The following is a 22684-nucleotide window of genomic DNA, read 5'->3' as shown; positions in this document are numbered from 1 at the left end:
TCGGGTTCGGGCTCCGCCTCCTCGTCGGAATGACGTGATGCGTCCTCGACTGGCCCTGCTGGCTTTGTGGGCGCTGTTGGCGCCGCTCGTCCTCGCCGCCTGCGGCGGAGACGGCTTCGACGACGACGCCCTGGTCATCTACTCGGGACGGAACAAGAACCTGGTCGGGCCGCTCTTGGACGACATGGAGCGGACGACCGGGCTCAACGTGCAGGTGCGGTACGGCGACAGCGCCGAACTCGCCGCGCAGATCCAGGAGGAGGGCGACCGGACCCGCGCCGACCTGTTCTTCTCCCAGGACGCCGGGGCCCTCGGTGCCCTCACCAAGGCGGGGCGGCTCCAGCCGCTGCCCCAGCCGCTGCTCGGGCGCGTACCGGCCGAGTTCCGTGCCAAGGACGGCACCTGGGTGGGCCTGTCCGGCCGCGCCCGCGTGTTCGCCTACGACCCGCGCCAGGTGCCACGGCCGCCCAAGAGCGTCTTCGAGCTGACCGGGCCCGCCTGGCGGGGCCGTGTCGGGTGGGCGCCGACCAACGCCTCGTTCCAGGCGTTCGTCACCGGCATGCGGGTGACCGAGGGCGAGGCCAGGGCGCGCCAGTGGCTGACCGCCATGAAGGCGGCCGGCACCAGGAGCTACGACAACAACGTCCTGGCGCTGGAGGCCGTCGACCGCGGCGAGATCGCCCTCGCGCTGATCAACCACTACTACTGGTACGAGGAGGTGGCGGAGAAGGGGCAGGCCGCCGTGCACGCCCGCATCGCGTTCGTCACCGGCGGCGACCCCGGCGGCCTCATCAACGTCGCGGGGATCGGCGTCCTCAAGGGCACCGAGCGGCGCGCCGCCGCGGAGAAGGCGGTCGACTTCCTGCTGAGCCGCGAGGCGCAGACCCATTTCGCCACGGAGACCAAGGAGTACCCGCTGGCCGCCGGCGTGCCCGCCGAGAAGGGCCTGCCGCCGCTCGACTCGCTCCACGGGCCCGACATCGACCTCAGCAGCCTGGACTCGCTGGAGCGGACCCTCGACCTGCTCAAGGAGGTGGGACTGGTCTGAGCATCGCCGTTCGCTCGCGCGCCGGGCGGGCACCGCTGGTCCTGCTCGTCCCGGCGATGGTCACGGCCGCGCTGGCGCTGCTGCCCGTGGCCTACCTCGGCGTGCGCGTGCTGGAGAGCGGCGGCGGCGCGGTCGCCGACGTGCTGGGCCGTCCCCGCACGGCCGAGCTGGTCGCGCGCAGCCTGACGCTGGCGGCCGTGGTGACGGCGGGCTGCGTCGCCGTCGGCGTCTCCCTGGCCTGGCTGGTGGTGCGCACCGACCTGCCGGGACGCCGCCTCGTCGGGGTCATGGCGGCGCTGCCGCTCGCGGTGCCCAGCTACGTCGCCGCCTACACGTGGATCGCCGCCGTGCCCCGCGTCAACGGCTTCACCGGGTCCGCGCTGGTGCTCGTCCTGGTCAGCTACCCCTACGTGTACCTGCCCGCGGTCGCCGTGCTGAGCCGGCTCGACCCGGCGATGGAGGAGGTCGCCCGGTCCCTCGGCCACGGGCGGGCGCGCACGTTCCTGACCCTGGTCGTGCCGCAGCTCCGTCCCGCCGTGGCCGCAGGCGGGCTGCTGGTGGCGCTGTACGTGCTCGGCGAGTTCGGCGCCGTGTCGATCATGCGGTACCAGGTGTTCACCACGGCGATCTACACCTCCTACCGGGCGGCGTTCGACCGTACCCCGGCCGCCGTGCTGGGCATGGTGCTCGTGGCGATCGCCTTCGTGATCGTGTGGGCCGAGGCGCGCAGCAGGGGACGGGCCGCCTACGCGCTCGGCGGCGGCGCCCCCCGGACCCGCACGCCCGACCGGCTGGGCGGCTGGCGGTGGCCCGCGCTGGGCTGGTGCGCCGTGGTGCTGGGGCTGGCCGCCGGGTTCCCCGTGGCCGGCATCGGATACTGGCTGGTGCGCGGCTCCTCGGCGTCCCTGGACCTCGCGGCCCTCGGGTCGGCGGGGTGGACGACCCTGTACGTGTCGGCGGGCGGAGCGGCGCTGGCGACCGTCCTGGCCATCCCGGTCGGGATCCTCGTCGCCCGCAGGCGCAGCCGTCCGGTACGGATGCTGGAACAGGCCACGTACGTCGGGCACGCGCTGCCCGGCATCGTCATCGCGCTCGCCTTCGTGTTCTTCGCGGTCCGCTTCGCCTACCCGCTCTACCAGCGCACGCCCCTGCTGCTGCTCGCGTACGCGGTGCTGTTCCTGCCCGCGGTCGTCGGCGCGGTACGGGCGTCGGTGCTGCAGTCGCCGCCGATCCTGGAGGACGTCGCCCGGTCGCTCGGACGCCGCCCGCTCGGCGTGCTGCGCGAGGTGACGCTGCCGCTGGCCGTCCCCGGGATCGGGGCCGGTGCCGCTCTGGTGTTCCTGACCTGCATGAAAGAACTCCCGGCCACCCTCCTGCTGCGTCCCACGGGCACGGAGACCCTGGCGACGCAGCTGTGGACGGAGACCGGCTCGGGTGCGTACGCGGCCGCCGCGCCCTACGCCGCCCTGCTCATGCTGCTCGCGGCCCTGCCCGGTTATCTGCTCGCCCAACGGCTCGGCAAGAACGGGGTGACCCTGTGATCCAGCTCGGCGTCCACGGTGTGACCAAGGCGTTCGGGACGACCCACGTACTGCGCGGCATCGACCTCACGGTGGAACGAGGGCAGATCGCCGCGCTCCTCGGCCCCTCCGGCTGCGGGAAGACGACGCTCCTGCGCATCATCGCCGGCTTCGAGGCCCCCGACGCAGGCACGATCACCCTCGCCGGACGCGAAGTGGTGGCCGAACCGCCCGAGCGCCGCCGGGTCGGCATCGTCCCGCAGGAGGGCGCGCTGTTCCCGCACCGCACGGTCGCGGGCAACGTCGGCTTCGGCCTGCCCCGCGCGGGCCGCGCCGACCGCGTCGCCGCCATGCTCACCCTGGTGGGCCTGGACGGGTTCCAGGACCGGATGCCCGCGGAGCTGTCCGGAGGCCAGCGGCAGCGGGTCGCCCTCGCCCGCGCGCTCGCGCCCGAACCCGAACTCGTGCTGCTGGACGAGCCGTTCAACGCGCTCGACCGCGCCCTGCGCGGAAGCGTGCGCGACGACGTGCGCGACGCGCTCCAACGGGTCGGCGCGACGGCGGTGCTCGTCACGCACGACCAGGAGGAGGCGCTGTCCGTGGCCGATGTCGTGGCCGTCATGCGCGACGGCCGCATCCCGCAGGCCGGGCCGCCGCTCGAAGTGTACGAGTCGCCCGTCGACCTGGAGGTGGCGGCCTTCGTCGGCGAGACCGTGGTGCTCGACGCCGAGATCGACGACGGCATGGTGACCTGCCCGCTGGGACGGCTGCCCGCCCGCGCCGTCCGCGCCACCGGCGCCCGCAGCGGGCGCGTCGCGCTGCGTCCCGAGCAGATCGTGCTCAACGGCGACGGCGCCGCCCTGTCCGGCCGGGTCGAGCGCGTCGAGTACTTCGGCCACGACGCCGTGGTGACGGTCGCCGTCGAGGACCTGCCCACCCGCATCCGCTCCCGCTCGTACGGGCACGTCAGGCACCGTCCGGGCGACCGCGTGGGCATCACCGTCACCGGCGAGCCCCTGTTCTACCCCTCGGAGCGCTAATCCTCGACGACGTGGGCGGCGAACCGTTCCCGGGCCCGCGACCAGGCCGCGGCGTCGAAGCCCGCGGGTCCCAGCGCGTCGGCGGCGTCGAACCCCATGGTCAGGGCGTGGTGGGTGTTGTCATGGGCGAACAACCCCAGGCGCCCGAAGGTCGTCACCCCGTCCAGCCCGGAGGCCCAGCGGTCCAGGCCCTCCAGGTACGCGCGATAGCCCCGCTCGTACACGGGATAGACGTGCGGGAGGCGCCGCACCTCCAACCCGCCGAGCCGCACCGGCGGCAGGCCGTGCCGGGCCGTCAGCTCGTGGACCAGCGTCGCCACCTCGTCCTCACCGGCGTTCCAGAGGGAGTCGCCCGCCTCGCAAGGGATCTCGAAGCACAGCACGCTGCGGTCGGCGGGGTCATCGCTGCTCAGGCGATAGTTGGCGGGTTCCGACACCCGTGTCACCGGCGTCTCGGGTCCGGGCAGGTAGTGGGCGTCGAAACCCGTCCACCGGCCCCCTTCGTGGACCGCGTACACCAGGACCATGGCACGGAACCGCAGCCGCGCGGCGTCCGCCAGCGCCTCGGACGGCTCGGGACGGCTCACCCGCGCCAGCACCGGCAACGGGATCGTGGAGAACACCCGCCCCGCCTCGATCTCGTCCCCGGACCCGGTCCGCACCCGGCCCGGCGCGACCTCCGTGACCTCCGTGCCGAGACGGACGTCCGCGCCCGCGCCGGCCGCGGCGTCCGCCAGCGCCTCCACGATCTGGCCGAACCCGCGACGCGGATAGTAGAAGACCCGGCCCCGCCCGTCGGACGGGCGTGCGAGGACCCGGCGGGCCACCTTCCAGGCGGTGTCGGCGGTGACCCTCTTACGCGCCTGATCGCCGTCGATGTCGTCGCCGTCCAGACCCCACAGCTTCACCGCGTAAGGCGCGTACATCGACTCGTAGAGCGTGCGCCCGAGCCCCGCACGCAGCACCTCGGCGTAGGTGTCGGAACGCGGCCGCCGCAATGGCGCCAGCACGGCCTCCATACCGGCCCGGACGACCATCCCTCGCGGCAGCGCCGCCGCCAGCTCCCCGAACCGCAGCGGGAACCCGATCCACCGGCCACCGAGCCGCAGCCTCCCGTTGCGCGGCCTGAGCTGCAAGTCGTCCCCGAGCAGCCCGCGTAACTCGGCCAGCAGCGATGGAGGCGTGGCCGGATGCAGCCGATGGCTGCCGTGGTCGACCCGTACCCCGGCCACCTCGAAGCTCCCGGCCATGCCGCCGACCCGATCGGCGCGTTCGAGCACCACGACGGAGACACCGCGCCGAGCGGCCCGCCACGCCGCGGCGAGTCCCGCCGGCCCCGCCCCCAGCACCACAAGCTCCGCACCAGCCATGACACCACCAGCCTAGACGGACGACGCCCCCCTTACCTCATGCTGATCCGGTCCTCGTACCGAGTACGGTCGGAGGGTCCACCTCCGAGCGCGACGGAGCGTCATGTCCACCGAGCCATCGACCCCGCTGCACCAGCCGCGGCTCGCCGAGCTGATCGCCGACAAGCTGCGGCGGCGCATCCTCACCGGGCGGCTGCCCGACGGTGCGCTGCTGCCCAACCAGGACAGCCTGCTGGCGGAATTCAAGATCAGCAAGCCGTCGCTGCGGGAGGCGCTGCGGATTCTGGAGGCCGAGGGCCTGATCACCGTCCGCAGGGGGAACGTCGGCGGCGCCTACGTCCACCGTCCGCAGGCCAGGCATGCCGCCTACAGCCTCAGCCTTGTGTTGCAGGCGCAACAGGCCACCCTGGACGACGTGGGCAGCGCGTTGAGGGAACTTGAGGGCACCTGCGCCGAGTTGTGCGCGCGAAGGGACGACCGTGCGACGGAGGTCGTGCCTTATCTGCGCGAGGCTAACGAGCGTGCCCGCGAAATGCTCGACGACGTGCTGGTGTACGTGGACGCGATGGCCGACTTCCATCGGGGCCTGGTCGCCCGCTGCGGGAACACGACGCTGCGATTGATCTCCGGGTCGGTGGAGGCGCTGTGGCTCGCCCACGTCCAGGACTGGGCGACGACGTCGAAGCGGGCCGGGACCTTTCCCGACCGGGACTACCGGCTGCGTGGCCTTGAGGTGCACGAGCGCATCACCGACCTGATCGCGGACGGCGCGGCCGAGGAGGCCGGTCGGCTGGCGCATGCCCATTTCGACCCGGACCAGTTCTACTCGGCCCCCGAGGACGCCGGGCGCACGATCGACGCGTCGATCCTGAAGGCTCCGGGGCGCGTGATGGCGTCCAGACACGACCGCGGCGGACTGTAGCCGGCGGCCCGCGATCCGGTGGCGGGTCGCGGCGCGACGGAACATGGCGCGGCACATCGCAGCGACTCGCGATCCCGGCCGATGATCCCTTGACCCATGCCCTTGGCGGTCCTACTTTTAGCTCTAATGTATATACGATAGCTTCAATTGATCCCTTGGAGGCGACCATGCGCCCCACCCGTCCAGGTCAAGGGTTCGCGCGTGCACGCGGCGCCCGCTCGCTGATCGCCCTCGCGGGCGGGATCGCGCTGCTGGCCACCGGGTGCGGGGAGGGCGGCGGCACGGGCGGCGCGGACGATCCCATCGTGATCGCGTCGCTGGAGCCGATGACCGGCGGCAACGTGCTGAAGAACTACATCGACGGCACCCGGATGGCGGTCGAGGAGGTCAACGCCGCCGGCGGGATCATGGGTCGCAAGGTGGTGCTGAAGGAGTACGACACCGCCATCGATCCGGCCAAGTCCGCGCAGGCCGCCAGGCTCGCGGTCGCCGACAAGGTGGACGCCGCCATCGGCCTGCCGTCCTCGATCGAGTTCAAGGCGGCCGCGAAGATCCTGCAGCGGGCCGACATCCCGTTCATGAGCATGGGCGTGTCCACCGCGACCAGCCTGAACGAGGAGGGCGGGCACCCCAACACCTACCGGGTGATGACCCGGATGGAGAAGCTCATCTACGCCGGCTCGATGTTCGTGGTCCAGGACGTCAAGCCGAAGACCGTCGGGCTGATGGGCCTCAAGATCGACTACGGGATCACCGCGATGCCGCGGTTCGAGCGGCATCTCAAGGGCGCGGGCGTGACCACGCTGCCGCCCAAGCTCTACCCGTACGACGTCAAGGACCTCACCGCCGAGGTGCTGTCGATGAGGCCGGCCGACGCCATCGTCGACTGGTCCTACCCGAACCAGATGGCGGTGGGCGTGCGGCAGTCGTTCCAGAACGGCATCAAGGTGCCGTACCTGGGCGGCCCGGCCACGAGCATCCTCGACACCCGCAAGCTCGTCCCGCCCGAGGCGATGGAGAAGGTCTACGGCGTCCAGTTGTGCAACCCGCCGGCCGACGAGCGGCAGTACGTCAGGGACTGGGCGCAGCGCTACCAGAAGAAGTACGGCGACGTGGCCGACTACGGCGCCGCCGGCGTCTACGACGCGATCTTCATGCTCAAGGCCGCCATGGAGCAGGCCCAGTCGACCAAGCCCGACGCGGTCGGCAAGGCGCTGGGCACGATCAACCACACCAAGGGCATGTGCGCGCTGGCCTACAAGTCCGACGCCGACCACGAGATGATGAACGAGGCGGTCATCGTCTCCTTCGCCGGTGGGCAGCAGAAGAGCGTTCGCAAGTTCGGCGCCGGCGACCTGGCCGGCAAGGGTTAGGCCGCGGACGCCCGATGGACCGGTTCATCGCGCTCGTCTTCAGCGGGCTCGCGCTCGGCGCGATCTACACGCTCGTCTCGCTCGGCATCCTCATCATCTACAAGGCGACCGGGATCGTCAGCGTGGCGCAGTTCGGGCTGGTCGCGCTGGCCGGGTACGTGTGCTTCTGGAGCGTCTCCGACGTGGGCCTCCCCCTCGTCCTCAGCTATCTGCTGGCGGTCGCCGCGCTGGCGGTGGCGGGGCTCGCGCTCGAACGTGTCGCGTACGCGCCGCTGCGCAAACGATCACCTGATGTCGTCCTGCTCTCCACGCTGGCGGGCGGCTTCGCGATCCAGGGGCTCATCCTGCTCTGGTACGGGCCGGACGCGCGCAGGCTGCCCAGCCCGTTCGGGTACGGCTCCACCGAGGTGTTCGGCGCGGTGATCTCCCATCACGCGCTGTTCTCGGTGGTGACCACCGGGGTCGCCGTCGCCGCGCTCGCGCTGCTGTTCGGCCGCACCCAGTTCGGCCGGCAGGTCAGGGCGCTGGCGGCCGACCGGAACGCGGCGCTGCTGCAGGGCATCGCCGTCAACCGGCTCTCCATGATCACCTTCGCGCTGGCCAGCGCCATGGCGGGGCTCGCCGGGGTGCTGCTCGCGCCGTTCTCCGCGCTGACCCCCGACATCGGGTTCACACCGATGCTGTTCGCGTTCGGCGCCGCGATCATCGGCGGCTTCGGCCGGTTGAGCGGTGTCGTGGCGGGCGCCCTGACGCTCGGCCTGGTCGAGCAACTGGGCGGTGGCTACATCTCGGGCAACATGCGGGCGGCGTTCCCGTTCATCGCGATCCTGCTGGTCATCGCGCTGCGCCCGGAGGGGCTGCTGGGAGGTGCCACCCGTGCCCGGCTTTGACCGCCCTTCGGGCGAAGCCATGGGCGTCCAGGGGTCCGCCGCCGGAGACGGAGCCGTGGAGGTCAAGCCCGAGCGGACGGTGCCCGGGGGGTCGCCCGCCCGCCGGCTGCCGGCACGGGTCCGGGTCGTGCTGCCCGGGTACGCGCCGCCGATCTACCAGCGGCGCCCGCTCGTCCCGATCCTGGTGTTCGTCGTGGTGGCGGCCGGTGCCGCGACGCTGTGGTCGGAGAACATCGCCCGCGTCGCCGTGCTCAACACGGCGCTCATCTACGCGATCGCCGCGGTCGGGCTCTACTTCGCGTACTCGGTGGGCGGACTGTTCGCGTTCTCACAGGCCGCGTTCATGGGGATCGGCGCGTACACCTCGGCGAAGGTGGCGGGTGAGAACGGGTTCCTGCTGGGCTTCGTGGTGGGCGTGGCGGTCGCGTTCCTGTCCGCGGCCGTGCTGGGCGCGCTGCTGAGCCGCGCCCGCCACCTGTACTTCGCGATCGGCGCGCTGGCCTTCGCCGAGCTGATGACCCTGGTGCTCAGGAACGTGACGTTCTTCGCCGGCGAGGAGGCCGGGCTGGTCTCCGGAATGGACCGGCCACGGCTCTTCGGCAGGTACTTCGAGACCGAGGGCGCGCTCTTCTGGCTGCTGCTCGCCGTGATGTGCGCCGTGCTGGTGATGGGTGCGCTGATCGAGCGTTCGCCGCTGCGCCGGGACGCGCTGGCCGCCAAGGAGAATCCCGAGGTCGCCAGGGCCAACGGCGTCCGGGTGCGGACCATCGCCGTGACGATCTTCGCGTTCGGCTCGGCGCTGGCCGGGGCGGCGGGCTCGCTGCAGGCGCACACGCTCGGCTTCATCGCGCCGGAGACGTTCGGCGTGGGGGTGGCCATCAACCTGTACCTGATGATCCTGCTGGGCGGGCTCGGCTCGATGTGGGGCGCGGTCGTCGGGGCGTTCTTCATCACCTGGCTGCCCGAGCTGCTGCGGCCGGTCAAGACCTATGAGGACGTGGTCTTCTCGATGCTGCTGCTGGTCACGATCGTCGTCCTCCCGCAGGGGATCGTCGGGGCGGCCTCCACGCTGTGGGACAGGCTGCCGAAGGGGGTGCTGCGGCGTGCTCCGCGCGAGTGAGGTCTCGGTCAGGTTCGGCGGGGTCGTCGCCGTCGACGGCGTCTCGTTCGCCGTGCGGCCGGGCGAGACGATCGGCGTCGTCGGCCCGAACGGCTCGGGGAAGAGCACGCTGCTCAACGCGATCTGCGGGCTGAACCGCGCCAGCGGCGCCTTGTGGATCGACGATCGGCCGCTGCGGCTGGGCCGTCCCGACCGGGTACGGGCGGCGGGCTTGCTGCGCACCTTCCAGACCCCGCAGACCTTCCTGGAGCTGTCCTGCATCGAGAACGTCCTGCTCTCGACACCTTCGCGGGCGGCCGGTGGCATGCTCGGCGCGCTGTTCACGCGGCCCCGCATGTGGCGGGCCGATCTGCGCCGCATCGAGCGCGGCCATGCGGCGCTCCAGCGGGTGGGACTCGAAGCGCTCGCCACCCGTCCGGCCGCCGGGCTGTCCTACGGCCAGCACCGGTATCTGGAGATCGCACGGGCGATCGCGGGCGAGCCGCGCATCCTGGTGATGGACGAGCCGTCCGCCGGGCTCAACCAGGCCGAGACCGAGAACCTGCTGCGGCTGCTGCGCGGCCTGCGCGAGGACGGGATGACGCTGCTGGTGGTCGACCACAAGATCGACTTCCTGCGCCGGCTGTGCGGCCGGATCATCGTCCTCCGGCTCGGCCAGGTCATCGCCGACGGCGCGCCCGACGAGGTGTTCGCGGACCAGGCCGTCGTCGAGGCATACCTGGGGAGCGCCTGATGCTCGAAGTCACCTCGCTCGTCATCGCCTACGAGGGCACCCGGGTCGTCGACGGGATCGACCTGTCGCTCGGCGACGGTGGGTCGCTGGCGCTGCTCGGCCCGAACGGCGCGGGCAAGACCTCCACTTTGTGGGCGATCTCCGGCCTGGTCCCGTACGAGGGGTCGATCGTGTTCGACGGCCGGGACCTGCGCACCGTCCCGCCCGACAAGGTCGCCAAGTCGGGCCTGATCCACATACCGGAGGGCCGGCGCGTGTTCGGCACGCTCACCGTGCACGAGAACCTCCAGGTGGGGCTGACGGCACGGGCCGGCCGCACCGGCGGCTACTCGCTCTTGGACGTCTACGACCTGCTGCCCGCCCTGGTCCCGCTCCGCCGCCGTCCGGGCTGGGCACTGTCCGGGGGCGAGCAGCAGATGGTCGCCCTCGGCCGCGCTCTGGTCGCGGCGCCCCGGCTGCTGCTGCTCGACGAGCCGTCCCTGGGCCTGGCCCCACGAGTGACGCAGGAGGTCTTCGCGGCGCTGCGCGAGATCGACGTCCCGATGCTGCTCGTCGAGCAGAACTCCACCGCCGCGCTGGAGATCTGCGACTCGGCGTGCGTGCTCGTACAGGGCGAGATCGTGCTGCGCGGCGACTCCGCCGAGCTGGGCGACCGGGAGGCACTGATCGACTCCTACCTCGGCCATCGCTCGCTGGAGGCGGTGGAGGACTAGCCGGAGGATCGGCAGGGAGGCAGCGACATGCGTGTGGACGACCCCAGATTCAAGATCGCCGCGGCTCGGCGGATGCTCTACCGCGAGGGCTGCGACAGCGGCGTCGCGGGTCATGTGAGCGCCCGGGCGCCCGGCGCGGACGCGTTCTGGATCACCCCCTTCGAGTACTTCGACGAGACCACGCCCGACCGGGTCATCAAGCTGTCCTTCGATCTCGAGGTGCTCGAAGGGGATTGGGAGGCGTCACCCGCGGTGCAGTTCCACGCGGCGATCTACCGGGAGCGGCCGGACGTCGGCTCGATCGTCCACACCCACTCCCACTACGCGGCCGTCGTCACCACGACGGGACGCCCGGTCGGCATGTACAACGAGGTCAGCACGCTGTTCCACAACGAGCAGGCGTGGTACGCCGACGACGGCGTCCAGCCCCAGGTGGAGGGCAAGCGGATGGCGGCGGCGCTGGGCGACAAGCGGGTGCTGCACATGCGCAACCACGGGATCCTCATCGCCGCGCCCGACCTGGAAGAGGCCACGGTGGACGCGATGACGCTGGAGAAGGCGGCGAAGATCCACCTGGACGCCGTGGCGGCGGGCGGGCAGGAGATCCCGCTTCCCCAGGTGATGCAGGCCAAGTCGCTCTATGAGCAGTACTTCCGCCGCAACACCTGGGCCGCTCAGCTGCGGCGGCTGCGGGTCTCGGACCCCGACCTGTTCGCCTGGCTGGACGAGGGCGACGCGGAGCGCACGGCATGACCGACGCGTCGGGCGCCGTGGCCAGGGTGGTCGCGGCGGAGACGGACGGGCCGGTGTTCGGCGTGCTGGGCGACGGCAACCTGGCGTTCCTGGACGCCCTGACCCGCCGCCACGGCGGCCGTCACGTCGCGACCGCGCGGGAGGACGGCGGCGTGCTCGCCGCCGACGGGTACGCGCGGGTGTCCGGTGAGGTCGGCGTGGCCACGGCGACCCACGGCCCCGGACTGACCAACACCGTGACACCGCTGGTGGAGGCCGCGCGCAGCCGGACCCCGCTCGTGCTCGTGACCGCCGACACCGATCCCGGCGTCCCATGGCATCCGCAGGCGCTCGACCAGGCGCGGCTGGCCGGCGCGGCGGAGGCGGCGTTCGTCTCCGTGCGTTCCACCGCGACCGCTCAGGCGGACACGGCCGAGGCGTTCGCCCGCGCCCGCTCCGAGCGCCGCCCCGTCGTGCTCGACGTGCCCGTACGCCTTCCCGCGGAGGCTCCATCACGGGAAGGCGTCCGAGGGGAGGAAGCGACGGCGGAGTGCGGCGAAGCGGAGATCGGCGCGGCCGTCGCGTTGGCTCTGTCGGCGCGGCGGGTGGTCGTGCTCGCCGGGCGCGGCGCGGTCCGCTCGGGCGCCCGCGAGGCCCTCGTCGAACTGGCCGACCGGCTCGGGGCGCTGCTCGCCACCACCCTGCTCGCGACCGAGTACTTCGCGGGAGAGCCGTACGCGGTGGGCATCAGCGGCGGCTTCGCCGATGGCCTCGCCCGCGACCTGTTGACACGGGCCGATTGCGTGCTCGTGTTCGGCGCGTCGTTCAATCCGTTCACCACCGACAACGGGGCCCTGTACGGCAAGGCGCAGGTCGTCCACTGCGACACCGACGCGGCGGCGATCGGAACGCACCGGCCCGCCGAGGTGGCGCTGGTCGGCGATGCGAGGCGGATCGCCGAACGCCTCCTCGCCAGGCTGCGCGCGGACGGCGTGCACCGCGCGGGCTGGCGCGCACCGGAGCTCGCCGGCCGGCTCGCGTCCCGCTCCCCTGAGGACGGGTTCACCGACGAGAGCGACGAGACCGGCGCCGACCCGCGATCGGTGGCGCTGGCCCTGGACCGGGTGCTGCCGAAGGAACGGATCCTCGTCGTGGACGGCGGGCACGCCGCGCTGTCCGAGCCGGTCCGGATGATCCGGGTACCCGAGCCCTCGCACCTGGTCTACCCGCTCGGGTTCGGCTCGATCGGGCTCGGCCTAGGTGCCGCGATCGGCGCCGCGCACGCCCGTCCCGGCCGGGTGGTCGCGGCCGTCGTCGGGGACGGCGGGCTGATGATGTCGCTGGCCGAGTTCGACACCGCGGTGCGGTGCGGGCTCGCGGTCGTCGTGATCGCGATGAACGACGGCGCGTACGGCTTCGAGTACCACAACATGATCCGACAGGGGATCCCGACGGGGCTGGCCGAGTTCGACCGGCCGGATTTCGCGGGCGTGGCGCGGGCGATGGGCGGTGACGGGTACTCGATCGGCTCCGTCCGGGAACTGGAGGAGCTGGCTCCTCGGCTGCGGCGCCCGGAGCGTCCCGTGCTGGTCGACGTGCGGCTTACCCGGCGGGTGCGGACGGACTGGTTCACCCGGTTCACGCAGGGCTGAGCGGCCGATGGATCTGCGTGACCTGGAGCGCCGGGCGGCCTTCGCGCTGCATCCGGCGGTCTACGACTACTACGCGGGCGGCGCGGGCGAGGAACGCACGGTGGAGGACAACCTGCGGGCGTGGCGTCGGCTCCGGCTGCGCCCCAGGACGATGCGCGACGTGTCGTCGGTGTCGCCGGCCACCGACGTGCTCGGGCACCGGGTCCGCACGCCGGTGCTGGTCGCGCCCGCGGGCATGCAGCGCCTCGCGCATCCCGAGGGCGAGCTGGCCACCGCCGCGGGCGCGGCCGCCGCGGGGGCGGGGATGATGGTGTCGACGTACTCCACCGTCTCCCTGGAGGAGATCGCCGCGCACACACCACCGGCGCCGCGCTGGTTCCAGCTCTACGTGCTCCGTGACCGCCGGCTGACCGCCGAGCTGGTACGGCGCGCGGCCGCGTCCGGTTACCAGGGCGTCGTGGTGACCGTCGACGCCGCGGCGGTCGGCGACCGTCCGCGGGACAGACGCAACGGCTACCGGTTGCCGGCCGGCGACCTGCGGGCCGCCAACCTGGCGGACGCGTCGCTGTCGGCCTACTCGACCGACCTTGACGACACCGTGACCCCCGGCGACCTGGCCTGGGTGGCAGAGGTGGGCGGCCTGCCGGTCGCCGTCAAGGGCGTGCTGCGGGGCGACGACGCGGTCGCGTGCGTGGACGCCGGCGCGCGCGGCGTGATCGTCTCCAACCACGGGGGACGCCAGCTCGATACCGCGGTGGCCTCGGCGGACGCGCTGCGCGAGGTGGTGGACGCCGTCCAGGGCAGGGCGGAGGTGCTGGTCGACGGTGGCGTCCGGTCGGGAACCGACGTGCTCAAGGCGCTCGCGCTCGGGGCGCGGGCCGTGCTCGTCGGGCGGCCGGTCCTGTGGGCGCTGGCGACCGGCGGCGCGGACGGCGTCCGCGCTCTGCTGGACGACCTGACAAGCGAACTGGTGGGCGCGATGCGGTTGTGCGGGGTGACCTCGCCCGGCGAGATCACCCCGGACCTCCTCTAGTACGCGTTCGGGTCGGCGGCGACCTCGGCCGGGACCGGGTGCCGGTAGAGGCCGGCGGCGTTCTCCCAGGTGATCTTGCGGATGTCGGCGGGCGGGAGGGTGCCGATCTCCTCGGCCAGCACCCGCTGGGTATACGGCCAGGTGGAGTCGCAGTGGGGGTAGTCCTGCTCGACGAGGATGTGGTCGACGCCGATCCGGTCGCGCAGCGCGAACGTCGTCGGGTCCTCCACGGCGCAGAACCAGAAGTTGCGCTTGAGCACCTCCGCCGGTGTGAGCTGGATGCCCTCCCACGTCCCGTACATGCGGTGGTAGCCGAGCATGTGGTCGAGCCGGTCGAGCAGCCCGGGAACCCAGCCGATGCCGCCCTCCGACAGGCAGATCCTGATGTCGGGATAGCGCACGGGGATCAGCGAGTACAGCCAGTCGACGGCGGCGTACATCGCGTACGCGAAGAACAGCACGCCGACCACATCGGGCGGGGCGTCGTCGGAGGTGCCAGGGGACGTGCCGGACGATCCGATGTGAAGGTTGACGACGGTCTGCGTCTCCGCGCACGCCCGCATGATGGGGTCCCAATGGCCGGAGTGCAGGGTCGGCAGGCCGAGCGCGTGCGGTCCCTCGGAGAACGTGACCGCCTTGAATCCGCGCTCGGCGTTGCGGTAGATCTCCTGTGCGCCGACCTCCGGATCCAGGAGGTAGGGAAGCTGGCACGGGATCATGCGGTCCGGGTAGGCGCCGCACCACTCTTCCAGGTGCCAGTCGTTCCATGCCCGTACCGCGGCCAGCGCGAGCTCCGGGTCCTTCGTCGTGAGCTGGAGGCGCTGCCCTGCGAAGCCCGGCAGGAACGAGGGGAAGCACAGCGAGGCGTAGACGCCCGAGAGGTCCATGTCCTTGATCCGGTGATGGATGTCCCAGGCGCCCCGCCGCATGTGCTCGAAGCGGGCGGGCTCGAAGCTGTACTCCTCGACGGGACGGCCGACCACGGCGTTGAACCCGACGTTGGGGATGTCCTGCCCGTCGTACACCCAGACGTGCGCGCCGTCCTTGTCGACGATGCGGGGCGCGCGGTCGGCGAACTTGGCGGGCAGCCGGCCCTCGAAGGTGTCCGGCGGCTCGACGATGTGGTCGTCGACGGAGATGACGGTGTAGGCGCGCTCCTGCCGGTCCGGCTCGGGCAGGAAGGTGACCTTGCCCTTCACCGCGGTGGTGAACCCGGTGTTCTTCTCCAGTTCGTCAAGGCTGGGCATGAAGAGGGCTCCTCTCCTTCATCAGTAAAACGATAGATATGTTTGCCGTCCAGGGTCAGCCCAGCAGACGGCGCGCGGCCGCCAGCCGTTCCGGCAGGCCGGTGCCGAGTGAGAGGCCGGGCAGCCCGCCGAGATGAGCGAGATGAGCGCGGAGCAGCCGGACGTCCTTGTCCAGCAGGTCGTCGAGCAGATCGGCGAAGCCCGCCGCCATCCAGCTTCCGCCGGACGAGGTGAGCAGCACCTGGTGCAGGCGCCGCGGATCCACCCCGGCGCGCTCGGCGAGCAGCAGCATCTCGGCGAGCACCAGCGCGTTGTACGCGCCGGTCACGTTGTTGAACAGCTTGGCCAGCGTCGGCTCGCCGTAGGCGTCGAAGGTCACCAGGCGCGCGGCGAGCGTGGTGGTCAGCAGGCGCGCGTCGGCGTCGGACAGCGGCCCCGCCGCCATCGCGGTGAGCGTGCCGCCGGAGGCGCCGGCGGCCCCGCCCGACACCGGCAGCTCCACGATCCGCAGACCCGGCCGCGCGTGGTCGCCGAGAGCCCCGGCGAACGACGGGTCGAGCGTCGTCACCACGAAGCAGGTGCGTTTGCCCGGCTCGGCCGCCAGCCGGTCGAGCACCGCCGCCGCCTGCTCGGTGAGCCGGACGACGACGAAGACCCGGTCGGCCTGCGCCCAGTCCACCTCGTCCAAGGACGGCGCGGCGGTGCGTCCGGTCAGCTCCGCCCATGCGGAGCGCCGGGCCTCGGCGAGGTCGACCCCGCATACGTCATGCCCGCACTCGACGAGCCGCCCGCCCAGGGCCAGGCCCAGATTGCCGAGGCCCACCATAACGATCATTCCGCCTCCTTCGGAACAGGGAGGACGAGCCGTGACGGTGCCCGCTCGTCGCCGCAGACGATCTCGATCTCCCCGGTGCGCGGCGCCTCCGGCACGTCCTCGGTGACCCAGCGCCGGTACCGCGGATGGCCGGTGGCCGCGAGGAACACCCCGATCCGGCTGTGGGCGGCGAACCGGTGCGCCAGCGCCCCCAGGTCGAGCCGCACGAGCCGCGGCCCGCCGGCGCCGGGGAGACGCGCGGCGGCCTCGGTGAGCAACATGGCCCGGCCCGAGGCGCTCACCTCGACCAGGCGCGCGCAGAAGGACATGCCGGGCAGGGGCGGGCGGGCGCACACGGTCAGGACGACCCCGCCCGCCACGTCAAGCTCCCGGTCCAGCGGCTCGGTGACGAAGCGGCACACGTCGTCCCGGCCGAGCAACCGCGACTGGTCCCGCGGTCCGGCGTTCGCCGCGATCTCCAGTCCGGGCAGGAACGTCGGGCCGCCGACCGTGGGCACCGGATCGGCCTCGTCGTAGCGCAGCCGTACGGTACCGGTGGCCTCCGGCGGCCGGTCCTCCAGCGCGCCCGGCACCAGATACAGGTCGAGGGCGGACGCCTGGCGGGGAGGCCAGGTCTCGTCGTGGCGCCACCGGTCGGCGCCGGTCTGGAAGTAGGTGACCGCGGGTGCGGGCCGCGGCGGCTCGTCCTCCTCGCGCAGCCACCGGTCGAACCAGTCGAGCTGCCGGTCGGTCAGCCGCGCGGCATCGGCGCTCGCACGCACGCCGAAGTCGCGCTCGGGGAACACTCCCGGCCCGGTGCCGCCGTGCGCCCACGGGCCGATCACCAGCTCGCGCGCCGTCTCACGTCCGAGCCTGGCGTACGAGTCCAGGCAGCCGCTCAGGAACAGGTCGAACCAGCCCGCGATGAGCAGTACCGGAACGTCGATCCGCGCCGGGTCGGGCGCATGCGCGGCCAGCACGTCGTCCCGCCGCCGCGGATCCAGCCAGTCGTCGAGGAACGGCAGGCGCTCCCGCATCCGGTCGAGCCTGTCGTCGCCCGGACGCTCGAAGAGCACCTCGTCGATGTCGTCGATCATGTCCAGCAGGCCGTGCAGCGGTTGCCCGTCGCGTGCCAGCAGGTCGGGAGCCAGATGGCGGATGCTCCACAGGACCGCGAAGCCCCATTCGAGCACCCCCTGCGGCGCCAGCCACCCGTGGAGGACGTCGGCGCCCGAGAACATCGGCGCGATGGCGGCGAGTCCCGGCGGGCCCTCCCCGGCGGTGTGCCATTGCAGCAGGCCGGAGTAGGAACGGCCGAACATGCCGACCTCGCCCGCGCACCAGTCCTGCGCGGTGATCCACCGGATGGTGTCGGCTCCGTCCTCCGCCTCATGCGCGAACGGGGTGAACACGCCCTCCGACCCGAACCGTCCGCGGCAGTCCTGGACCACCACCGCGTAGCCGCGGCGCACGGCCCGGCTCACGTCCAGCGCGCCGTTCAGGATCGCGGGGTTGGACCGGCCGTACGGGACGCGTTGCAACAGCGCGGGAAAGGCCCCGTCGCCCGGCAGGTAGACGTCGGTCGCCAGCGCCGTGCCGTCCCGCATGGGGACCATCAGGTCGTAGAGGACCTTCATACGAGGCGCCAGGGACATCCGGGGGGACGCCATCGTCACGAACGACCGGCGGGCACGCGGGCGTTCGAGCCGTCGGACGACACCGGGACGGCATCAGTGCCGAGCTCTTCGCGCAGCCGCGGCAGCACCTCCCGCGCGAACAGCCGCATCGACCGCGTCGCCAGGTCGTATCCCATCGTCCCCGCCTGCACCATCATCAGCAGGTGGCCGAAGCCGCCGACCGCCCCGTAGAAGTCGGCGACCTGGGCGGCGACGGTGTCGGGGCCGCCGGCGAAGAAGTAGCCTCCCGCGGTGAGCTCCTCGACGGGCGCGTCCGCCAGGTGCGCGACGGGGCTGTCGATCGCCTCCCCGTTCGCCTGCTTGCGCAACAGGGAGGCCCGCAGTGCGGGATCGTGGTAGCCCGGCACGTTGGTGAACTGCGATGGCACCTTGTTGTGCCGCAGGTACCACTGGAGCTTGCGCGCCCCGGCGTACCCCTCCTCGTCGGTCTCCCCGACGTACACCAGGCCGAGATAGGCGAACCGTCCCGGCGGCGGGTCGCCCAGGCCGCACTCGGCGCTGCGGCTCCGGTACGCATCGAAGATCTTGCGCGCGCCCCGCCGCCCGTTCAGGATCGTGGCGAGCGTGAAGCCGCGCTCGGCCACCTCCACCGCGGTCGAGGTGCTCTGCGTCGGCACCCAGATCGGCGGGTGCGGCTCCTGGTAGACCCGCGGCCACACGTTGACCTGCCGGTGGTGGAAGTGCCGGCCCTCCCAGTTGAACGGGCCGTCGTGGCTGGTCCACGCCGTGCGGATCAGCTCGGCGGCCTCCCAGAAGCGGTCCTTCATGTCCACCGGGCTGACGTTGCCCGCGGAGATCTCCTGCGGTACGCCGCGGACGAAGCCGACCTCGGCCCGGCCCTGGGAGATGACGTCCACCATCGCCATCTCCTCCGCGACCCGCACCGGATCGCGCCGGTTGGCGATGGGGTTGCCGAGCGCCAGCAGCCGGGCCCGCCGGGTCTCCCTCGCAAGGATCGCCATCGTGAGGGGCACGGCGGGTTCCACGCAGGTGGCGGTGGCATGGTGCTCGTTGAGCATGATCTCGAGCCCGAGTTCGTCGGCCGCGGCGTAGATGTCCAGGTACTTGCGGTAGAGCTGATAGCCGGTCTCGGGGTCGTACAGGCGGCTGGGCAGGGTGACCCGGACCGACTCGAAAGAGTCCTCCGGCGGCAGGTACGGGTAGGGCATCTCGGTGAACGCCCAGGCACGGAACATCGGCCTCTCCTTCGAAGTCTTCCCCTTCGCATCCATCGGGCGGGCGTTCAGGCGGTCCGGCGCGCGAAGCCCGCGATCGCCCGTGCCAGCTCGGCCGGCGCCTCCTCCTCGACGCGGTGCCCGGCGTCCGGGATCGTCAGCACCCGCGCTTCGCCGCCCAGCCGGGAGGCGAATTCCTCCAGGTAGCCCTCCACCAGGAGGAACCGGTCACGCCCGCCGCCCACCACCAGGGTCGGGACGGTGATGCGGCGCAGCCGGTCGGCCAGCGTGGGGCTGTGGAAGTACGGCTCCCAGGCGTAGTGGGCGACCGCTTCCTGGGCGCGCGCCAGGTAGCCGAACTGCTCGTCGGTGAGCGCGGTCAGGTCGGGGCGGCGCGCCTCGTCCCCGTACAGCGATGCGCTGAGGGCCTGTGGCGGGACCGCGTAAATGTCGAGGAAGGTGCGGGTGCGCGGCTCGCCGACGCGCAGGCCGACCGGTGCCACCAGTACCAGGGCCGCGATGTTGTGCTCGCACTTCGTGGCGATCTCGCAGGCCAGCCAGCCGCCGAGGGACACGCCCATGAGCGTGACCGGCCCCTCCATGGACTCCAGCAGGTCGAGGTAGAGGTAGGCGACGTCGTCGATGTCTCGGTAGCGCCGCGAACGCGGGGAGCGGCCCCACCCCGGATGCGAGGGCGCGGTCACCTCGAAGTGACCGGCGAGCTCCCGCAGCACGGGCTCGGTGAACAGATGGCCGTCCTCGCCGTGGAGGAACAGCAGCGGCGGCCCAGATCCCAGCGTGCGCCGCTCCAGCTCGGCTCCCGCTATCACGACGATGTCCTCGGATTCGCTCACGGCCCCTCCCGGGAGGTATGGATGAGCGGGCTCATGCAATCTATCATTTAAACGATGGAGCTAAAAGGGTCGGAGTTCGGGCATGGCGAACGTGAAAGTCCAGGGAGCGCCGGGCGTAGGGGTGTACGCGGTGGTCTGGGATCGGTGGAAGAGGGGGCGGAACGGGAGCGCTACGCCGGCGGCGCCCCGTCCGGCAGGTCGCCCGGCCTGACGATCTCCTGCTCATCGGTGTCGAGCGCGTACAGCAGGCTGGCATCGAGGTGGATGCGGACCTGCCGCTCCACACCGGCGACGTCCCCGCGCTCGATGAGCTGCAGGATCCGCTCGTGCGCGCGCACGCCGGCGCGGCGCTGCTCGCGCTCGGGGAAGACCTTGGCCGCCCTCGCCCGGGACGCCCAGTCCACCTCCTGCCGCGACCACAGCGACTCCAGCGCGCCGATGACCAGGATCATCGTCTGGTTGCCGCAGGAGGCGACCAGCTCCTCGTGGAAGTGGCGGGACAGCCGGGTGAAGGCGACCTCGTCGTCCAGGTTGTCGATGATCTGCTCGTGGAGCTCGCGCAGGCGCGGCAGCACCGCCGTGTGGCGGTCGTCGCGGGCCGCGCACAGCCCGGCGCACACCGGCTCGATCCGCTTGAGCGCCTCGCTGAGGTCGGCCAGCCGTACCGATTGCGACTGCAGCACCAGGCCGAAGGTGTATGCGGCGTTGGCGACCCGTGGTACGTGGACGATCGCGCCGCCGCGGTTCCCCCGGCGCACGGAGATCAGCCCCTCGGACTCCAGGATCCGCAGCGCCTCGCGCAGCGCGGGCTTGCCGACGCCGAATTCGCGCAGCAGGTCCTCCTGGCGGGGCAGCGCGTCACCGTCGGCGAGCTGGCCCTTGACGATGCGGCTGCGCAGCACGGACGCGATCATCTGGGCCAGCCGCGGCTGGCGGAGCTGGTTACTGGCCGTGGCGGGTCCCTTCCCGGACGGGCTGTGCGGGCCGGATGAGCTGTTCAGGCCGCAGATGGAAAGCATCATATCTATCAAAGCAACAACAGAGCCCATAGCGAGGACGCCGCATGACCACGACCGTTGACCCGGCCCTGATCGAGGAGTACGAGAAGGCCGGCTGGTGGGGCAGGACGACGCTGGCCGACCACGTCGCCCGGCACGCGGCCGCCCGTCCGGACGCCGCGGCCTACGTGACCACGGACACGCGGCTGAGCTGGCACGACTATGACCGGGCCTCGTCCGCGCTCGCGGGCGCGCTCGCGGGGCTTGGCCTCGCCCCCGGCGACAGGGTCGCGACGCTCCTTCCCGACGGCCCCACCGTGCACGTTTCCTTCATCGCCGCCGAGAAGGCGGGCCTGACCACGGTCGGTGTCGGCGCCCGCGCCGGGGAGCGGGAGGTACGCCACATCCTCGGCCGTACGGGGGCCAAGGCGCTGGTGACCCACGCCCGGCACCGCGGCAGGGAGACCGCGGACCTCGTCCACGACCTGCGTGCGGCGGGACTGCCCCTCGACCATCACGTCGTCGTCCCCGACTACGCGGCGGAACCGGAGGCCGTGCCCCGGGCCGACGGCGTGCCGGTGCCCGTGGCGAGCGACGCCGCGGTGGAGGCGCTCGTCGCGGCGCGGCGGCTCGGGCCCAACGACCTCTTCATGATCAACTCCACGTCCGGGACGACCGGACTGCCCAAATGCGTCATGCACACGCAGAACCGGTGGTTCTACTTCCACCTGCTGGCCCGGGAGGCCGGCGAGCTGAGCGCGGCCGACGTCGTCATGTCGGTCATCCCGGCGCCGTTCGGGTTCGGGCTCTGGACCTCCCATTTCACGCCCACGATCCTCGGTGTGCCGGCCGTGGTGACCGAGCGCTTCGACGCGGGCGCCGCGCTGGACCTCGTCGAGCGGGAGCGGGTGAGCGTGCTGTGCTGCGTGAGCACCCAGTTCATGATGATGCTGGACGAGCAGGAGCGGCGGAAGCGCGATTTGTCCTCGCTGCGCTGCATGTTCACCGGCGGCGAGGCCGTGCCGTACCACAGGGCGGCCGAGTTCGAGGACCGCACTGGGGCGAGGGTGCTCCAGTTCTACGGCTCGAACGAGACCGGGGCGCTCAGCTACACCAGCATGGCCGACGACAGGGAGCGGCGGCTGCGCACCGCCGGGCGGATCATCCCTGAGATGCGGGTGCGCCTGTTCGACGCCGCCGGGGCCGACATCACCGGCACCGGCCGGCGCGGGCGGCCGGGGTGCCGGGGGCCGGCGACCTGCCTGGGATATCTGGACGATCCCGAGGCCAACGGGCGGCTGTTCACCGAGGACGGCTGGATGCTGATGGCCGACGAGGTGGAGATCGACGACGCCGGCTACCTCCGGGTCGTCGGGCGGCTGTCCGACCTCATCATCCGCGGCGGCAAGAACATCAGCGCACCGGCCGTCGAGGAGGAGGTCGGGACCCATCCGGCCGTCGCCATGGCGGCCGCCGTGCCGGCGCCCGACCCGACGTTCGGCGAGCGCGTGTGCGTGTACGTGACCCTACGGCCGGGGCACACGCTGACGCTGGAGGACCTGGCCGAACACCTCGGCGCGCGCGGCACGTCCAAGGAATGGTTCCCCGAGCACCTTGTCGTCGTGGACAGCCTGCCCCGCTCGTCCGGAGGAAAGGTCGCCAAGGCGCGTCTGCGGGAGGATATCGCCCGCCGCCTGAGTGGTGAGGGCACGGCTCCCTTGTGACGGACCGCACGGTCCGTGTCGGTCCGCCG

The 22684-nt window shown here is 72.2% G+C and carries 20 protein-coding genes; 13 read left to right on the top strand and 7 right to left on the bottom strand.

What is annotated here, in order from left to right:
* Nucleotides 1-37: 37 nt before the first annotated feature.
* From ACGWYJ_RS04065 to ACGWYJ_RS04055, 3 genes are read left to right on the top strand one after another with little or no spacing between them, the layout of a single operon-like run.
* Nucleotides 38-1048 (top strand): iron ABC transporter substrate-binding protein, encoded by a 1011-nt coding sequence (locus ACGWYJ_RS04065; RefSeq protein WP_395104177.1) that lies wholly within the window; start codon nucleotides 38-40, stop codon nucleotides 1046-1048.
* Nucleotides 1049-1104: 56 nt separating this feature from the next.
* Nucleotides 1105-2589, top strand: a complete 1485-nt coding sequence (locus ACGWYJ_RS04060) for an ABC transporter permease (RefSeq protein ID WP_395104176.1) — start codon at nucleotides 1105-1107, stop codon at nucleotides 2587-2589.
* Entirely contained in the window at nucleotides 2586-3608 is a 1023-nt protein-coding gene (locus ACGWYJ_RS04055) for an ABC transporter ATP-binding protein (RefSeq protein WP_395104175.1), read from the top strand. The genes ACGWYJ_RS04060 and ACGWYJ_RS04055 overlap by 4 nt, the downstream gene beginning before the upstream one ends.
* On the opposite strand, the gene ACGWYJ_RS04050 is transcribed toward ACGWYJ_RS04055, so the two are convergent.
* The gene (locus ACGWYJ_RS04050) at nucleotides 3605-4978 is read right to left on the bottom strand and encodes a protoporphyrinogen/coproporphyrinogen oxidase (protein ID WP_395104174.1); all 1374 of its coding nucleotides are present in this window, start codon (nucleotides 4976-4978) and stop codon (nucleotides 3605-3607) included. The two genes, ACGWYJ_RS04055 and ACGWYJ_RS04050, sit on opposite strands and share 4 nt — an antisense overlap.
* A gap of 103 nt (nucleotides 4979-5081) precedes the next feature.
* On the opposite strand from ACGWYJ_RS04050, the gene ACGWYJ_RS04045 reads away from it, so the two are divergent.
* From ACGWYJ_RS04045 to ACGWYJ_RS04005, 9 genes are all read left to right on the top strand, one after another.
* The gene (locus tag ACGWYJ_RS04045) at nucleotides 5082-5900 is read left to right on the top strand and encodes a FadR/GntR family transcriptional regulator (protein WP_395104173.1); all 819 of its coding nucleotides are present in this window, start codon (nucleotides 5082-5084) and stop codon (nucleotides 5898-5900) included.
* Between the two features lie 155 nt (nucleotides 5901-6055).
* Nucleotides 6056-7273 carry an ABC transporter substrate-binding protein gene (locus tag ACGWYJ_RS04040; RefSeq protein WP_395104172.1) on the top strand — a complete coding sequence of 406 codons (1218 nt, stop codon included), beginning with the start codon at nucleotides 6056-6058 and terminating at the stop codon, nucleotides 7271-7273.
* Between the two features lie 14 nt (nucleotides 7274-7287).
* Nucleotides 7288-8163 (top strand): branched-chain amino acid ABC transporter permease, encoded by an 876-nt coding sequence (locus ACGWYJ_RS04035; protein WP_395104171.1) that lies wholly within the window; start codon nucleotides 7288-7290, stop codon nucleotides 8161-8163.
* Complete coding sequence (locus ACGWYJ_RS04030) at nucleotides 8150-9283, top strand: branched-chain amino acid ABC transporter permease (protein WP_395104170.1); 1134 nt, start codon at nucleotides 8150-8152, stop codon at nucleotides 9281-9283. The genes ACGWYJ_RS04035 and ACGWYJ_RS04030 overlap by 14 nt, the downstream gene beginning before the upstream one ends.
* The gene (locus ACGWYJ_RS04025) at nucleotides 9267-10016 is read left to right on the top strand and encodes an ABC transporter ATP-binding protein (RefSeq protein WP_395104169.1); all 750 of its coding nucleotides are present in this window, start codon (nucleotides 9267-9269) and stop codon (nucleotides 10014-10016) included. The genes ACGWYJ_RS04030 and ACGWYJ_RS04025 overlap by 17 nt, the downstream gene beginning before the upstream one ends.
* Nucleotides 10016-10729: an ABC transporter ATP-binding protein gene (locus ACGWYJ_RS04020; RefSeq protein ID WP_395104168.1), complete on the top strand. Its 714-nt coding sequence runs from the start codon at nucleotides 10016-10018 to the stop codon at nucleotides 10727-10729. Before ACGWYJ_RS04025 ends, ACGWYJ_RS04020 begins: the two co-directional genes overlap by 1 nt.
* A 27-nt stretch (nucleotides 10730-10756) precedes the next feature.
* Nucleotides 10757-11482: a class II aldolase/adducin family protein gene (locus ACGWYJ_RS04015; RefSeq protein ID WP_395104167.1), complete on the top strand. Its 726-nt coding sequence runs from the start codon at nucleotides 10757-10759 to the stop codon at nucleotides 11480-11482.
* Nucleotides 11479-13113 carry a thiamine pyrophosphate-binding protein gene (locus ACGWYJ_RS04010; protein WP_395104166.1) on the top strand — a complete coding sequence of 545 codons (1635 nt, stop codon included), beginning with the start codon at nucleotides 11479-11481 and terminating at the stop codon, nucleotides 13111-13113. Before ACGWYJ_RS04015 ends, ACGWYJ_RS04010 begins: the two co-directional genes overlap by 4 nt.
* A 7-nt stretch (nucleotides 13114-13120) precedes the next feature.
* Nucleotides 13121-14146 (top strand): alpha-hydroxy acid oxidase, encoded by a 1026-nt coding sequence (locus ACGWYJ_RS04005; RefSeq protein ID WP_395104165.1) that lies wholly within the window; start codon nucleotides 13121-13123, stop codon nucleotides 14144-14146.
* On the opposite strand, the gene ACGWYJ_RS04000 is transcribed toward ACGWYJ_RS04005, so the two are convergent.
* The 6 genes from ACGWYJ_RS04000 to ACGWYJ_RS03975 form a co-directional block, all read right to left on the bottom strand.
* Nucleotides 14143-15393: an amidohydrolase family protein gene (locus ACGWYJ_RS04000; protein WP_395104164.1), complete on the bottom strand. Its 1251-nt coding sequence runs from the start codon at nucleotides 15391-15393 to the stop codon at nucleotides 14143-14145. The genes ACGWYJ_RS04005 and ACGWYJ_RS04000 overlap by 4 nt on opposite strands.
* A gap of 55 nt (nucleotides 15394-15448) precedes the next feature.
* Nucleotides 15449-16228, bottom strand: coding sequence for an NAD(P)-binding domain-containing protein (locus ACGWYJ_RS03995; protein WP_395104163.1), 780 nt, complete (start codon nucleotides 16226-16228; stop codon nucleotides 15449-15451).
* Nucleotides 16225-17862, bottom strand: coding sequence for a CocE/NonD family hydrolase (locus tag ACGWYJ_RS03990; RefSeq protein WP_395104162.1), 1638 nt, complete (start codon nucleotides 17860-17862; stop codon nucleotides 16225-16227). Before ACGWYJ_RS03990 ends, ACGWYJ_RS03995 begins: the two co-directional genes overlap by 4 nt.
* Before the next feature lie 17 nt (nucleotides 17863-17879).
* Nucleotides 17880-19100 carry an LLM class flavin-dependent oxidoreductase gene (locus tag ACGWYJ_RS03985; RefSeq protein ID WP_395104161.1) on the bottom strand — a complete coding sequence of 407 codons (1221 nt, stop codon included), beginning with the start codon at nucleotides 19098-19100 and terminating at the stop codon, nucleotides 17880-17882.
* Between the two features lie 47 nt (nucleotides 19101-19147).
* On the bottom strand, nucleotides 19148-19933 hold the full coding sequence (locus ACGWYJ_RS03980; protein ID WP_395104160.1) for an alpha/beta fold hydrolase: 786 nt from the start codon (nucleotides 19931-19933) through the stop codon (nucleotides 19148-19150).
* 170 nt (nucleotides 19934-20103) lie between these two features.
* Nucleotides 20104-20955: a FadR/GntR family transcriptional regulator gene (locus ACGWYJ_RS03975; protein ID WP_395104159.1), complete on the bottom strand. Its 852-nt coding sequence runs from the start codon at nucleotides 20953-20955 to the stop codon at nucleotides 20104-20106.
* 41 nt (nucleotides 20956-20996) lie between these two features.
* Here ACGWYJ_RS03975 and ACGWYJ_RS03970 point away from each other — a divergent pair, with 41 nt between their 5' ends.
* Nucleotides 20997-22655 carry an AMP-binding protein gene (locus ACGWYJ_RS03970; RefSeq protein ID WP_395104158.1) on the top strand — a complete coding sequence of 553 codons (1659 nt, stop codon included), beginning with the start codon at nucleotides 20997-20999 and terminating at the stop codon, nucleotides 22653-22655.
* Nucleotides 22656-22684: the final 29 nt, after the last annotated feature.

This window comes from Actinomadura sp. SCN-SB, assembly GCF_043906805.1.
Classification (GTDB): Bacteria; Actinomycetota; Actinomycetes; order Streptosporangiales; family Streptosporangiaceae; genus Spirillospora.
This window is presented reverse-complemented; position numbering and strand designations above follow the sequence as displayed.